14 protein-coding genes are annotated in these 14,014 nt (G+C 64.0%); 7 read left to right on the plus strand and 7 right to left on the minus strand.

All coding sequences use genetic code 11. The features are described 5' to 3' along the window. Positions 1–55: 55 nt before the first annotated feature. From AAFG07_RS40540 to AAFG07_RS40560, 5 genes are all read left to right on the plus strand, one after another. The gene (locus tag AAFG07_RS40540; RefSeq protein ID WP_092120116.1) at positions 56–1,018 is read left to right on the plus strand and encodes an acetyl-CoA carboxylase carboxyltransferase subunit alpha; all 963 of its coding nucleotides are present in this window, start codon (positions 56–58) and stop codon (positions 1,016–1,018) included. A gap of 229 nt (positions 1,019–1,247) precedes the next feature. Further along, complete coding sequence (locus AAFG07_RS40545) at positions 1,248–2,696, plus strand: murein L,D-transpeptidase family protein (protein WP_342725142.1); 1,449 nt, start codon at positions 1,248–1,250, stop codon at positions 2,694–2,696. A gap of 337 nt (positions 2,697–3,033) precedes the next feature. Further along, on the plus strand, positions 3,034–3,411 hold the full coding sequence (locus AAFG07_RS40550) for a nuclear transport factor 2 family protein (RefSeq protein WP_342725145.1): 378 nt from the start codon (positions 3,034–3,036) through the stop codon (positions 3,409–3,411). 313 nt (positions 3,412–3,724) lie between these two features. Further along, positions 3,725–5,320, plus strand: coding sequence for a flavin monoamine oxidase family protein (locus AAFG07_RS40555; RefSeq protein ID WP_342725146.1), 1,596 nt, complete (start codon positions 3,725–3,727; stop codon positions 5,318–5,320). Position 5,321: 1 nt separating this feature from the next. Beyond that, entirely contained in the window at positions 5,322–5,795 is a 474-nt protein-coding gene (locus tag AAFG07_RS40560; RefSeq protein ID WP_342725147.1) for a cytochrome c, read from the plus strand. A gap of 66 nt (positions 5,796–5,861) precedes the next feature. Here AAFG07_RS40560 and AAFG07_RS40565 read toward each other — a convergent pair whose 3' ends face one another. After that, positions 5,862–6,092 carry a hypothetical protein gene (locus tag AAFG07_RS40565; RefSeq protein ID WP_342725148.1) on the minus strand — a complete coding sequence of 77 codons (231 nt, stop codon included), beginning with the start codon at positions 6,090–6,092 and terminating at the stop codon, positions 5,862–5,864. A gap of 236 nt (positions 6,093–6,328) precedes the next feature. Here AAFG07_RS40565 and AAFG07_RS40570 point away from each other — a divergent pair, with 236 nt between their 5' ends. Together AAFG07_RS40570 and AAFG07_RS40575 are read left to right on the plus strand one after the other, a co-directional pair. Next, positions 6,329–7,171 carry an AraC family transcriptional regulator gene (locus AAFG07_RS40570; protein ID WP_342725149.1) on the plus strand — a complete coding sequence of 281 codons (843 nt, stop codon included), beginning with the start codon at positions 6,329–6,331 and terminating at the stop codon, positions 7,169–7,171. Positions 7,172–7,215: 44 nt separating this feature from the next. Further along, a complete protein-coding gene (locus AAFG07_RS40575) occupies positions 7,216–7,788 on the plus strand; it encodes a cupin domain-containing protein (RefSeq protein WP_342725150.1) in 573 nt (190 codons plus the stop codon). 11 nt (positions 7,789–7,799) lie between these two features. On the opposite strand, the gene AAFG07_RS40580 is transcribed toward AAFG07_RS40575, so the two are convergent. The 6 genes from AAFG07_RS40580 to AAFG07_RS40605 are packed head-to-tail and all read right to left on the minus strand — an operon-like array spanning position 7,800 to position 13,978. After that, positions 7,800–8,501, minus strand: coding sequence for an ABC transporter ATP-binding protein (locus AAFG07_RS40580; RefSeq protein ID WP_342725151.1), 702 nt, complete (start codon positions 8,499–8,501; stop codon positions 7,800–7,802). Further along, the gene (locus AAFG07_RS40585) at positions 8,494–9,228 is read right to left on the minus strand and encodes an ABC transporter ATP-binding protein (RefSeq protein WP_342725152.1); all 735 of its coding nucleotides are present in this window, start codon (positions 9,226–9,228) and stop codon (positions 8,494–8,496) included. Before AAFG07_RS40585 ends, AAFG07_RS40580 begins: the two co-directional genes overlap by 8 nt. Beyond that, the gene (locus AAFG07_RS40590) at positions 9,215–10,330 is read right to left on the minus strand and encodes a branched-chain amino acid ABC transporter permease (protein ID WP_342725153.1); all 1,116 of its coding nucleotides are present in this window, start codon (positions 10,328–10,330) and stop codon (positions 9,215–9,217) included. Before AAFG07_RS40590 ends, AAFG07_RS40585 begins: the two co-directional genes overlap by 14 nt. A 7-nt stretch (positions 10,331–10,337) precedes the next feature. Further along, a complete protein-coding gene (locus tag AAFG07_RS40595) occupies positions 10,338–11,558 on the minus strand; it encodes a substrate-binding protein (protein WP_212311940.1) in 1,221 nt (406 codons plus the stop codon). Between the two features lie 5 nt (positions 11,559–11,563). Further along, positions 11,564–12,421 (minus strand): branched-chain amino acid ABC transporter permease, encoded by an 858-nt coding sequence (locus tag AAFG07_RS40600; RefSeq protein WP_092120142.1) that lies wholly within the window; start codon positions 12,419–12,421, stop codon positions 11,564–11,566. A 42-nt stretch (positions 12,422–12,463) separates the two neighbouring features. Further along, entirely contained in the window at positions 12,464–13,978 is a 1,515-nt protein-coding gene (locus tag AAFG07_RS40605) for an amidase (RefSeq protein ID WP_342725154.1), read from the minus strand. Positions 13,979–14,014: the final 36 nt, after the last annotated feature.

Raw genomic sequence — 14,014 nt, forward strand, 5'->3', positions numbered from 1 at the left:
TTGCCACCGCCAAAACCGCTTCGCCCCTCGCATTGTTCCTCCCTATATTGAGTTGATGCCCGACCCGATGCGCAGCTATCTCGACTTCGAAAAACCCGTCGCCGAGCTTGAATCCAAGATCGACGAGTTGCGTGCGCTTGCCGCGAGCGGCAGCGACATCGGCGACGAGGTCGCGCGGATCGAGGACAAGGCGGCACAGGCCCTCACCGACCTCTATGCCAATCTGACGCCGTGGCAGAAGACGCTGGTGGCGCGGCATCCGCAGCGACCGCACTTCACCGATTTCATTGGCGGCCTGATCACCGAATTCACCCCGATGGCCGGCGACCGCAAATTCGCCGACGACGAGGCCCTGATCGGCGGCTTCGGCCGCTTCCGCGGCGAGAGCATCTGCGTGGTCGGCCAGGAGAAGGGCGCCACCACCGATACCCGCATCAAGCACAATTTCGGCATGGCGCGTCCCGAAGGCTACCGCAAGGCGGTGCGCCTGATGGAGATGGCCGACCGCTTCGGCGTCCCGGTGCTGTCGATCGTGGACTCCGCCGGCGCCTATCCCGGCATCGGCGCCGAGGAGCGCGGCCAGGCCGAGGCGATCGCGCGCTCGATCGACGCCTGCCTGTCGCTCGGCGTGCCCAATGTCGCGATCGTCACCGGCGAGGGCATGTCGGGCGGCGCCATCGCCATCACCACCGCCAACCGCGTGCTGATGATGGAGCACGCGATCTACAGCGTGATCTCGCCGGAGGCGGCATCGTCGATCCTGTGGCGCGACGGCACCAAGGCGCAGGAAGCCGCCAACAGCATGAAGATCACCGCCCAGGATATGCTGCGCTTCGGCGTGATCGACCAGATCCTGAAGGAACCCTCCGGCGGCGCTCATCGCGACCCCGCCGCGATGATCACGACCCTGGGCGATGCCATCGCCCAGGCGTTCAACGACCTACGAAATCTTGATCCGGACGCGATTCGCAAACAGCGGCGCCAGAAGTTCCTGGATATCGGCCGCAAGCTGGGCTGAGCCGCCCAAACGGGCGGATTTTTCGACCAAATCAGCCGATTTTGCCGTAATTGGGCCCCGAGCCGGGTCTTTAACGTTCCTTGAACCATGCCTGCTACCGTGAGCGGTGTCAGCCTCCGTTCAGGTTGCGAGCAGGGGGCGTCGAAGGCTAATATTTTACACAATGGCTTCAGGGCATATTCGCCGTGTTGGGGTCGCGAAAATCGCCCGGTGGGTGTGGAGCTCGGACTTGACTCATCGCACGCTCGTACGCGCGCTTCTGACTTCGGCGGTCCTCGCCGCGGGTGTCATGCTCGCCGGCTGTGACAGCGACCAGATCTCGCTCGCCCAGAACGCCAAGGCCAACCAGCCGGTCCCGCCGAAGCTCGTCGCTGCCATGACCGAGAAGGACATGGACATGCAGTCGCCGATCCTGGTGCGGCTGTTCAAGCAGGAGGCCGAGCTCGAGGTCTGGAAGCAGACCCGCTCCGGCCAGTTCGCACTGCTCAAGACCTATCCGATCTGCCGCTGGTCGGGCGATCTCGGCCCGAAGGTCCGTGAGGGCGACCGCCAGGCGCCCGAAGGGTTCTACTCGATCAACCCGAGCCAGATGAATCCGCAGTCGGCCTATTATTTGTCGTTCAACACCGGCTATCCCAACGCGTTCGACAAGGCGCTCGGCCGCACCGGCTCGCAGTTGATGGTGCATGGCGACTGTTCCTCGCGCGGCTGCTACGCGATGACCGACGAGCAGATCGCGGAAATCTATTCGCTCGGCCGCGAGTCGTTCTTCGGCGGCCAGAAGGCGTTCCAGCTGCAGGCCTATCCGTTCCGGATGACGCCGGTGAACATGGCCAAGCACCGCAACAATCCGAACATGCCTTTCTGGAAGATGATCAAGGAAGGCTACGATCATTTCGAGGTGACGAAGCAGGAGCCGAAGGTCGACTTCTGCGAGAAGAAGTACGTGTTCGACGCAGTCAAGGCGCCGAACGCAACGCGCGATCCGGTGTTCGACGCCTCCGCGAAGTGCCCGGCCTATGTGATCCCCGAGGAGATCGTGAGCGCCGTGCGCGAGAAGGAGCAGCGGGACGCCGCCGAGACCGCCAAGCTGGTGTCCAAGGGCACGCCCGTGGCGCGCCTCAACACCGGCATCGACGGCGGCATGAACGCGATCTTCGCCTCGAAGATTCCGGAAGGAAACACCGGTCTGTCCGAAGGCGGCGACAGCCAGGCGCTGCAATCGATGTCGCTGGCACGCGCGCCCGGCACGATCCCCGGCACGGTCAATCCGCCCAAACCCAATCTCGCGGTCCAGCAGGAAGAGCCTGTGGTGGCGACGACGTCGTCGACTGCCCGCGTCGCCTCGGCCAACACGTCCGACAAATCCGAAGGTTTCTTCTCCAGCTTTGCCCAAAAGGTCGGTATCGGCGGCACCGCCGACGCCAGCAAGACCACCGCAGCGGCTCCGGTCGCGGCCGCACCCGCCAAGCCGAAGGTCGCCGAGGCCAAGCCGCAATCGGTGGTTCGCGTCGCACCGAAGGCCGAGCCGAAGCAGGCCGCCAAGCCCGCGCCGAAGCCGCAGGCAACCAGCACCGCCGCCGCCGCGCCGGCCGCGACACCGTCGACCCAGCTCGCCGGCTCCGCACCTGTCGTGCAGACCAACTCGTTCGACACCCGCTTCTCCGCGGTGAAGTAAGCGCGGCCGGCTTGCGCCGCGGCGCTCGTCGTCTCCAATCAACACTTCGAACAGCACAAGGTGTCGTCCCTGCGAAAGCAGGGACCCATAACCACAGGGCCGCGTTGTTGAAGCGCGCTGTGGCCACAGCTTTTCAAGACAATTCGCATTCGTGGTTATGGGTCCCAGCTCAAGGCTGGGACGACATCGAATGTGTTGCTCGGCCAGTGGGGCGCAGGTCCGCATTCTCGCGACTTGCCCTCTCAATCATGGCCGCCCTTCGCCCCCACATTCCTCTTGCCAACCACGCGTAGATGATCGCCAGATCGTGCACGCGGGGCACGGCCGGGAGATTGCGATGGACGATCACACCGTACGCACGGCACTGCAGCGCCATTGGGACGCGTCCGACGCGAGCGACTTCGAGCGCGAACATGAGATCTATCGCGAGGATGCGGTGCTCGACTATCCGCAATCGGGCGAGCGGATCCGCGGCCGGCGCAACATTCAGCAGAGCCGGACGGTGCAGCCGAACAAGAAGCGCTTCACGATCCGGCGCATGATCGGCAGCGGCGATCTGTGGATCACCGAGTACATCCTCACCTATGACGACCGGCCATCTTACGTGGTGAGCATCATGGAGTTCCGCGAAGGTCTGGTCGCGCACGAAACGCAGTACTTCGCCGACCGGTTTGAGCCGGCGCCCTCGCGCGCGCATCTTATCGAGCGCGAATGAGCGCAGGCCTCACGACGTTCCTCGTGGGATCTGTTCAACGCCAATGCATATGGATGCCACTGCCGATCATCGCGGTGCGTGACCCCGCGCGATGACGGTCGCGCCAATCCCACATGACGCGACGATGAACATTTCAGGCAACAAGTTTGGAACGCTTGAACTGATTGTCAGGAATCGTCGCCAGTGTGATACTCAACGATGCAACCAAGGGTACCGCGAAGTTCCCTGACGATGTGCACGTCACCGGGATTTGCGACAGTTACGAGACGGTCTGCGTGTGCGTAGCTGGCCTGAAGAATCCGGAGGGTCACACATGAACGATCAGAATTCATCCTCCTTCACGCGCAGAAATTTACTGTCGATGATTGGGGCGACCACGAGCGCGGCGGTGCTCTATCAGGCCATGAGCAGCCTCGGGCACGCCGCGGAGTCCGACTTTACCGATCCGATCAAACTTGAAGGTGCGCCGAAAGGCGCTTCGGTCGTCGTCCTTGGCGCCGGCCTTGCCGGCATGACGGCCGCGCTCGAATTGAGCAAGGCGGGCTACAAGGTGACCGTGCTCGAATATCGCGAGCGCGCCGGCGGCCGCTCGTGGACACTGCGCGGCGGCGACACCTACACCGAGCTCGGCGGCTTCACGCAGACCTGCAACTTCGACAAGGGGCTCTATATCAATCCCGGGCCATGGCGCATTCCCTATCATCACCGCGCCCTGCTCTATTACTGCGGACAGCTTGGCGTGAAGCTGGAGGCGTTCGTCGAACACAACGTCAATGCTTATCTGCATCACAGCAACGCCTTTGGCGGCAAGCCGCAGCGCTGGCGCCATATCATGTCCGACTTCAACGGCTATGTATCGGAGTTGCTGGCGAAGGCGGCCAATGCCGACAAGCTCGACGAGCCCGTGAGCAAGGAAGACCGCGAGATCCTGCTCGAATCCCTGCGCACCTGGGGCGCGCTCGACAAGAACTATAAATACAGCGCGGCCACGGCAAGCGCCCTGCGCGGCAATGACAAGGACCCGGGCGGCGGTCCCGACGGCGCACCGACGCCGTCTACCCCGATCTCACGCGAGGATATCCTGCATTCCCGGCTGTGGAGCTATCTGAACTTCCCGCTCACTTACGAATATGGGCAAACCCTGTTCCAGCCCGTTGGCGGCATGGAAAGGATTGCGGAAGCCTTTGCGGCCAAGGTCAACCATCTCATCACGTTCAACGTCAAGGTCACCGAGATTGCCCAGGGCAATGACGGCGTCACCATCAGTTATTCCAGTGCAAAGGGCGACGGACCCACGCAGCAGCTCAAGGCGGATTGGTGCGTCTGCACGATTCCGTTGTCGGTCCTCAGCCAGATCAAGGCCAACTTCTCCTCCAGCATGCAGGCCGCCATCGAGGCCGTGCCATACGCGCCGTCGACCAAGGTCGGCCTGCAGTTCAAGCGCCGGTTCTGGGAACAGGACGAGGCGATCTATGGCGGCATCAGCTTCACCGACCTTCCGATCGGGCAGATATCCTACCCCAGCACGGATTATCTGAGCCCCGGCAAGGGCGTGCTGCTCGGCGCTTATGTCTTTGGCGTCGCCGGGGTCGAGTTCACCGCGCTGGCGCCGGAAGACCGCGTCAAGCGCGCGCTCGAACATGGCAGCAAGCTGCATCCGCAGATGATGACAGAATTCGACAATGGCATCGCCGTGTCCTGGCATCGCGTGCCCTGGACCCTAGGCTGCTTCGGCATGTGGAAGCAGAATACGCGGCGCGATCACTACAAGAACCTGTGCGCCATCGACGGGCGCGTCGTCCTCGCCGGCGAGCATTGCTCCTACGTCAACGCCTGGCAGGAGGGCGCCATCCTGTCTTCGCTCTCCGCCATTGAGCGCCTGCACAAGCGCGCGGTTGGAGGAAACTGACATGATCGGCAGCAGCATTTCATTTCGCGGTGTCCCCGGCGCACAGCGCGCGTCCCGATGCCTCGCGATCGGCCTGATGGCGATGGCGGCGATCAGCTTTCCTGCGCGGACCGGCCTTGCGGATTCGGCGGGCGTGGTCGGCGCCAACAATTTCGCGGCAAGGGACGGCAAGACGCTCTATGCGACCATCTGCCAGGGCTGCCACATGCCCGACGGCAAGGGCGCGGTTGGCGCAGGTGCCTATCCCGCGCTCGCCGGCAACAAGAACCTCGAGAGCGCAGGCTATCCGATCTATCTGGTTCTCTACGGGCAAAAAGCCATGCCTGGCTTTGGTGGCTTCCTGGACGACGACCAGGTCGCAGCTGTCGTGAACTATGTCCGCAGCAATTTCGGCAATAGCTACACCGACAAGGCCTCCAGCGACGACGTGAAGTCCAGCCGTCAGCCGAACGCCATCTACTCGACGCTGGACTGAAGCAACCTGCCGGATGGCGCCGCCCGCCGTCGCCCGCATCCAACACGCTGCGCCGGCGGGTCGCGGTTACATGCCGTGGCTCTCAAAGACCTTCTTGCAGCTCGAGCTCAGGCTGGCCCGCTTCATCTGAAGGCAGCTCTGCACGGCGCCGTCATTGCCGAGGTCCTTGCGGCAAAAGCGCTGTGCATCGCGCGAGCACGCGGATTGTTCCGACTTGGTGCCGGAATGCTGTGCCAGCGCGGCACCGCTGCTCATCACGGCAGCAGCACAAAGGGTTATGATCGAGAGATAACGCATTGGTGAATTCCTCCCGCGGCCCAACGGCAGCCGGCGCTGTTCGTTCCTGTGGAACCGCAGTTCCTCTGCTTCGGCAATGGATGAGCCGGCAGGCAAGCTCCTTGACCCAATCCGCGTCGCATCCACGATCTGCGGTCGCAAATGCCCCGGAGCGATCATCGACTTGTGCTTCGGGCTCCATGAGACCCCGAGGGGTTGAAACGGACACCCGAAGCGACTAGGTCCGGCCGTGCAGCATGGTTGGATCGACATTCATACGGCCTGCTCCCAAGCTCGCCAGTGCCGTTGAGGCAATCTGGGACGTCGATGTCCCTGCCGCCGAGGCAACAGCTCTGACGGTCAGAGTCCTGCCGACCGTATTTCCCCTCCTGGTCGTCCATTACCGAGATCCGATGGTGTCGGACAGGCCGGGCAAGTCCGGCCATTATCGGCAAGTTGTGACGGGGGTCCAAAGCCGCGCCATCACCATCCGCCCATTGGGTTCCATCGGAGCCGCCCTCGTGCGCCTCAGGCCGGAGGCGGCCTCGCTTCTGTTCGGTGAAGCCCTCCATGAATTCACGGATGTCAATATTCCGCTCAGCGACGTCTTCGGCACCACAAGAGTGTCGCTGCTGGGGGAGGCATTGGCCGAGGCTCGCAGCGCAGCCGCGCGGGCCGAGGTGCTCGAAGACTTTCTGACCGGGCAGATGCGCGACCGCGCCCCCGATCCGCTCGTGCGTCGCGCCGTTCTTGACCTGCTCGGTGACCCCCGAGTGTCGGTGCGACAACTGGCGTCCCAGCTTGATATCAGCGAGCGCCAGCTGTCTCGCCGCTTCAAGCTACTGGTCGGTACCAACCCGAAGCAATTCGCGCGCGTCGTGCGCATGGGGAACGTCATCGGGTCGCGACGCTTCGGAGGAGCCTGGGCGGACATCGCCTATGCGTGCGGGTTCAACGATCAGGCCCATCTTGTCAACGAGTTCAAGTCAATGACGGGCAAGCCGCCCGGAGCCTTCTTCCGCGCAGCGGCGACGCCGGAACATCAGAGGCTCAACGCCTCGCTCGCCACGTCCGATTTCTACAATACGTTCGTGGCCTGATCGGCGAGCCTTTCGACTCCCGTTACCTACCGCCGGATCGATCAATGACTCTCAGTATGTCCATCGAGCGAGGTCTCACGCTCGTCAACGCCTTCAACAAGGAAACCTTCATCTTTTCGGGACCGCTGGACGATCCAACGACCGCGCGCTTCGATCTGCGTCTCGAGCAGGGCGGCTCCGGTGGCGGCAATGCCCTGGTGCACGTCCATCCAGGCGCGGACGAGCATTTTTTGGTCAGAAAGGGACGCATCAAGGTCGTGATATCGGGCAAGGAACAATCGATCGGGCCGGGTGAGCGCGCTGTCGTGCCGCGTGGGCAGCCGCATTTCTTCGCCAACGCCGGTGAAGAACCCGCCGAGTTCACCGTCGAGTTCACCCCGGCTCAGCAGCACCTGCGGTTCTTTGCGAATTTTGCCAGCATCGCGGCAAAGCGAACACACTGGTTCTCCAAGCAAGGCGACCCGCACTTTCTCCTGATCGCGCTGCTCCTGCATACCTATCGCAATCACCTCTACCTCGCCGGCCCGCCAATCCTGCTGCAGAAGATCCTGTTTCGGATCCTGGCGCCGCTTGCCCGGCTCAAGGGGTACCGCATGGAAATCGACCCGGCCGGTTGACGCCGCCCCTGCTACGGCGCCAGATACCGCAACAGTTCGGGATCGTTCCGCACCTCGCTGGCGCCGCCCTGAAGCGCGACGCGGCCGCGGTCCAGCACATAGGCATAGTCGGCGACGCGCAGCGCGAGGTCGAGATGCTGCTCGACGATCACGACCGAGATGCTCTTGGCGAGCTCGATCAGCCGCTCGGTGATCTCCTCGATCACGCCGATCCAGACGCCTTCGGTCGGCTCGTCCAACAGCAGCAGTTTCGGATTGCCGAGCATGGCGCGGCCGATCGCCAGCATCTTGCGCTCGCCGCCTGACAACGTGCCGGCCGGCTGGTCGAGGCGCTGGCCGAGCTTCGGGAAGATCGCCAGCACGCGATCGACCGCGCCGGCATCCGAATTGGTCAGCGAGCCGACCGCGAGGTTGTCGCGCACCGACAGGCGGGCGAACACCGAATGCTCCTGCGGCACATAGCCGATGCCGGAGCGCACGCGCTCCTCGGTGCGACGCCGCGTGATGTCGCGGCCGTCGAAGAACAACTCTCCCGTTGTGCTTGCGAGCTCGCCGACGATGGTCTTCATCAGCGTGGTTTTGCCGGCGCCGTTGCGGCCGAGCACGGCAACGCCGCCGCGCCAGGGAATGCCGATGTTGACATCGAACAGGACCTGGCTGCGGCCATAACCGGCATCGAGATGCCGGATATCGAGGAAGGACTGATCAGGCACGGCGAAGATAAATCTCCTGGACGCTCTTGTTGGCCTGGATTTCCGCGACCGTCCCCGACGCCAGCACCTTGCCCTGGTCGAGCACCGTGAGGCGGTCGCAGATGTCGCGGATGAAATCGAGGTCGTGTTCGACGATGACGAGCGAGCAATGCTGCTTGATCGGCTGCAACAGCTCGCCGGTGACGCGGCGCTCCTCGAGGCTCATGCCGCCGGTCGGCTCGTCCAGCAGCAACAGCCGCGGCTTGCCGGCGAGCGCCATCGCGATCTCGAGCCATTGCTGCTGGCCGTGCGACAGTGCCGCGGCCGGGTCATACGCCCGATCGGCGAGACGGAACTGGGTCAGCATCGTCATCACCTGATCGTGCAGCCTGTCGCGGGTGCGCGACAGCACGAGATCGAACAGCGACGAATGCGCCTGCAACGCCAGCAAGATGTTGTCGTACAACGTCAGCGTCGGCAGCACCGAGGTGATCTGGAATTTCAGACTCATGCCGGCGCGGGCGCGCTCGGTCGGCGTGAACGCGGTGATGTCGGTGTTGATGAAGGAGACCTTGCCCGTGGTCGGCACCTCGGCGCCGGCGACGCATTTCATCAGCGTGCTCTTGCCCGAGCCGTTGGGGCCGATCAGGCCATGAAACTCGTTCTCGCCGACGGTCAGCGCCGCACCGTCGAGCGCGGTGAGCTTGCCGTACACCTTGCTGATGCCTGACGCCTCAAGGAGCGGCATGGCCGGTCTCCTTTGGCTTTGGTGCCTTCTTGTTTGGTCCCTTGCCGAAGCTGCCGACCCGCTCGCGCTCGCCGAGCACGAATGAGACCAGCCCGAGCGGGCGGAACATGATCACGAGCAGCAGCAGCACGCCGAGGATGATCGGCCAGACATCGCGGTAATTGTCCGACAGCCAGAAGCTGACGCCCTCGATGATCACGGTGCCGATCACGGCGCCGATCAGCGTGCCGGAGCCGCCGAACAAGACGTAGAGCACGACCTGGGTCGAGAACACGACGCCCAGCATGTTGGGCCAGACAAATCCTTCGTGGAAGGCATAGAGGCTGCCGGCGAGACCGGCGATGGTGCCGCCGACCGCGAAGATGATCGCCTTCAGATGCTGCGCCTTGTAGCCGAAGAAGGCGATGCGCTGCTCGTTCTCGCGCAGGCCGGCGAGCGCGAGGCCGAATTGCGAGCGGACCAGGAAGCGGCAGAGCAGATAGACGACCACGAGGATGCCGAGCACCATGTAGTAATAGACCGGCCCCTCCTCGAACTCGTAGCTGCCGAGCGTGAGCGGCGGGATCGACGGAATGCCGTTCTGGCCGCCGAGATAATACCAGCCGCGCGCCAGCCGATCCGCCGCATAGGAGCCGGTCAGGGTGCCGAGCGAGACGAAGATCACGCTCGAGGGATAGCGACCGAGCAAGAGAAAGCCGCCGAGCAGCAGCGCCGCGGTGAGGCCGATCAGCATGCCGGCGGGCAAGATCAGAAGGATCGAGGTGACGTTGAGGTCGCGCGCCATCAGCGCCACGCCGTAGCCGGCGGCGCCGAAGAACAGCGCCTGACCGAAGCTCATGATGCCGGCATAGCCCCACACCAGGTCGAACGACAGCGCGAACAGCGCGAGGATCACCACGCGGGTGGCGAACACCGTGAGATAATCCTGCAGCACCCATGGCAGGACCAGTGCGATCAGCAGCACCAGCCCTTCCACGATCGGCAGGACCTTCCATCCTGCCGATGCCTGTCCCGCCGGCGCGCGCGCGGCCGGTGCACCCTCACCTGTCACGACATCCGGTTCCTCACCGATGCGTGCGACGGCCTGCTCTGCTCCACCCATGGATTGCTCAGCATTCCTTGGGATCGACGAGACCGGCGCTGCGCGCCACGATCTCATAGTTCCCGCCTTTGGCAACAGCGGTGTACATCTTCATCTTGCAGTGACGCTTGCCCGGAACCATTTCGGCCGGGCCGCCGGGCCCTTCGGCGATCTTGGCGTGATCGAGCGCAGCCGCAACCGAGTCACGATCGACCTTGCCGGCCTCCTTGACCGCGGCTTCCCACAGCTTGAGACCGCGATAGGTTCCGGTGGCGGCGCTGCCGGCGGCGAACAGGAAGTTGCCCGGGAAATCCTTCTCATAGGCCGCCTGGATCTTGGCGTTGAACGGATCCTCCTTGGTCAGCACCTTGAAATAGTCGAGGCAGCTCGCCAGTCCCTCGATCTCGCTGGCCTGATTGATGTTGAGCGTGTTCTCGTCATAGTAGACGCAGGCGAGCCGCCCGCCGTTCTTGAGGAAGCCGGCTTCATAGAGCTGCTTGAAGAATGGGCCGACGCCCGGCGGGATCACGGTGTTGAAGACGACGTCGACCTTGTTGGAGATGATGCGGTTGACGGTCGACGAGAAGTCGACCTGGTCGAGCGGGTAATACTCCTCGAACACGACCTCGCCGCCATTGTCCTCGATCACCTTGCGGGCGTAGACGTTGAGCGTGTGCGGCCAGACATAGTTGGCGCTCGGCAGCGCGAACTTCTTGCCGCCGTTCTTGATCAGCCAGGGAATGAACTCGTCGCATTGCTGCGCCGGGGTCGGCCCGGTGCAGAACAGATAGGGCGTGCACTCCTTGCCCTCGTAGAGCTGCGGATAGATGTAGAGCGTCTTGCCGCGCGCCACGATCGGGTCCTTGATCGCGTTGCGCATCGAGGAGGTGATGCCGCCCAGCACCATGTCGACCTTGTCGCGCTGGATCAGCTTGCGGACATTGCCGACCGCGACCGATTCGTTCGAGGCGGTGTCCTCGATATAGAGCTCGAGCGGCCGGCCGAGCAGGCCGCCGCCGGCGTTGATCTCCTTGATCACCATCTTGGCGACGTTGGCGTCGGCATTGCCGGCATAGGCGATCGGGCCGGTCAGGTCGGTCGCGATGCCGACCTTGATCGGTCCCTCGGCGGCGTTGGCCCAATCGGGCCTCACCACCCAGCTTCCGACCCCGGTCGCGAGCGCGCCGGTCGCGAAAGCGAAATTGCTCATGAAGCGGCGGCGCGTGAGATTCATGCGTTCAATCGACATGGTGATTAGACCCCTTTCCCAGCAATGAGGCCTTGCGGCCGGAATTTGATGAAGGCGATGGCGAGCACGAAGACGAGGACGTCGGCGACGACGGGAGACATGACCCATGGCAGCGCCGCGCTAAGCGTGCCGATCACGCCGGCGCCGGCGACCGGACCGATGAAGGAGCCGACCCCGCCGACCATCACGGCAACGAAGCCCTGGATCAGGAAGCGGATGCCGAGATCGGCAAACAGGCTGAACACCGGCACGATCAGCGCGCCGGCAAGCCCGGCGAGCGCCGCGCCGAACGCAAAGGTCGCGCCGTAGATCAACGGCGTCGAGATGCCCGACGCGCGCGCCAGCGCCGGATTCTCCAGCGTGGCGCGGACCCGAAGCCCGAAGCTCGTCCGCGCCAGCAGCAGATAGCAGCCGCCCATCACCAACAGCGTGATCACGATGATGGTGAAGCGCCAGGCCGAGATGTGGACGGAGCCGAGATCGATCGAACCGCCGATCGGCTCCGGCACCGTGAGATAGAAGCCGCCGATCAGGCCGCGGACGCTTTCGCGGATGATCAGCCCGAGCGCATAGGTGCCGAGCATCGCCACGATCGGCGCGGCATAGAACCGCCTGATGATCAGCGCCTCCAGCACGAAGCCGAGCGCGCCGACCACAAAGGGCGCGGCGACCATGCCGACCCAGACCGGCGCGCCATGAGCGTAGGCCAGATAGGTGACATAGGCCCCAAGCAGGACGAATTCGCCCTGCGCGAAGTTGAAGATGCCCATCATGCTGGCGATGATGCCGAGCCCGAGCACGACCAGCACGATGATCGCGCCGAAGCTCACGATCTCGAACACCGCGGCGAAGGTGCTAGCCATGGTGCCCGATCCGTTCGGCCTGTTTCTGCGACAAGCGGCGCCTCACATCTTCTTCCAGTCGCCGGCCTGCTCGAAGGCATGCGCGGCGCGGTAGATGGTGGATTCCTCGAACATCCGGCCGACCAGCATCAGGCCGACCGGCAACCCGTCGACCATGCCGCAGGGCAGCGACATCGCCGGGTGATGGGTAATGTCGAACGGCGCCGTGTTGGAGATCATCTCCAGCGCACGGGCGACATATTCCTCGCGGCTGGCATTGGCCTCGGGCAACTTCGTCGCCTTCATCGGCGTGGTCGGCATCAGCAGCAGATCGTAGTCCTTGAAGGCCTTGTCATAGGCCGCGGCCAGCCGGCGGGAGATGTTGAGCGCCTTGCCGTAGAAGCGCGGACCGAAATTGTTGTTGATGTAGGTGCCGAGCATCATGAACAGCTTGGTGGTCTCGGACAGCGAATCCGCCTGACGGCGCCAGCCGCGATGGAAATCCATCAGCGAGGTCGAATAGAGGTCGGAGCGGCTGAGGCCGTAGCCGTCGCCGAACATCATGGTCTGGGTCAGGCCTTCGGTGCCGATCGGGGTCCAGATCGCGCCGCCGAGCATGTGCATCGGGATCGACACCGTCTCGACGCTGGCGCCGAGGTCCTTGAAGCGCTTGGCCGCCTCATGCACGCTCTCATTCACCGCGGCCTCCGCGGTCGGCTGCTCAAAGCCTTCCTTGACGATGCCGATCTTCATGCCCTTGACGCCCTTGCCGAGCGCCTTGGTGTAGTCGTCGACCTTCGGCGCCTTGATCCGGGGATCATAGCCGTCGTCGCCGGCCAGCACTTCCAGCAGCAGCGCGTTGTCTTCCACGGTCGCGGTCATCGGGCCGGTGTGGTCGACATAGATCTCGATCGGCATGATGCCGGTGTAGGGCACGAGGCCCCAGGTCGGCTTCATGCCGTAGGTGCCGCAGAACGAGGACGGCATGCGGATCGAGCCGCCCTGGTCGCCGCCGATCGCCATGTCGACCTCGCCGAGCGAGACCACGACGCCGGAGCCCGACGACGAGCCGCCGGCCGAATAGCCCATCTTGTGCGGATTGTGCACCGGCCCATAGGAGCCGGTGTGGCTGCCGCCGGACAGACAGAAATGCTCGCAGTGCGTCTTGCCGGCGATCTCGGCGCCGGCATCCAGCATGCGGGTGACGATGGTGGCGTCGAAATCGGGGATATAGCCTTCCAGCGTCGACGAGCCGTTGGTCATCGGCACGCCGGCCAGCATGATGTTGTCCTTCAGCGCCACCGTCTTGCCCTTGAGCTTGCCGGAGGCCGCGCCCTTCACCGTCGACTTGCGGTACCAGGCGTTGTGCTTGTTGTCTTCCGGTGCCGGACGATGGCCGGGCGTGCGCGGATACTTCACTTCGGGCAATTCGTCCGGCATCTGGGCGACGAGGTTGTAGGCATCGACCGAGCCCTGCATCAGGCCGCGGAACGAGGCCACGTCCTCATCGGTCAGGGACAGGCCGCACTGCTCGGCGACGGCACGAAGTTGCGTTGGCGTGGGAAGGACGACGGTCACGGCGCTCTCCTGAAGCTTTTGATCTTTGATTCCTGG

The organism is Bradyrhizobium sp. B097 (genome assembly GCF_038957035.1).
Lineage (GTDB): Bacteria > Pseudomonadota > Alphaproteobacteria > Rhizobiales > Xanthobacteraceae > Bradyrhizobium.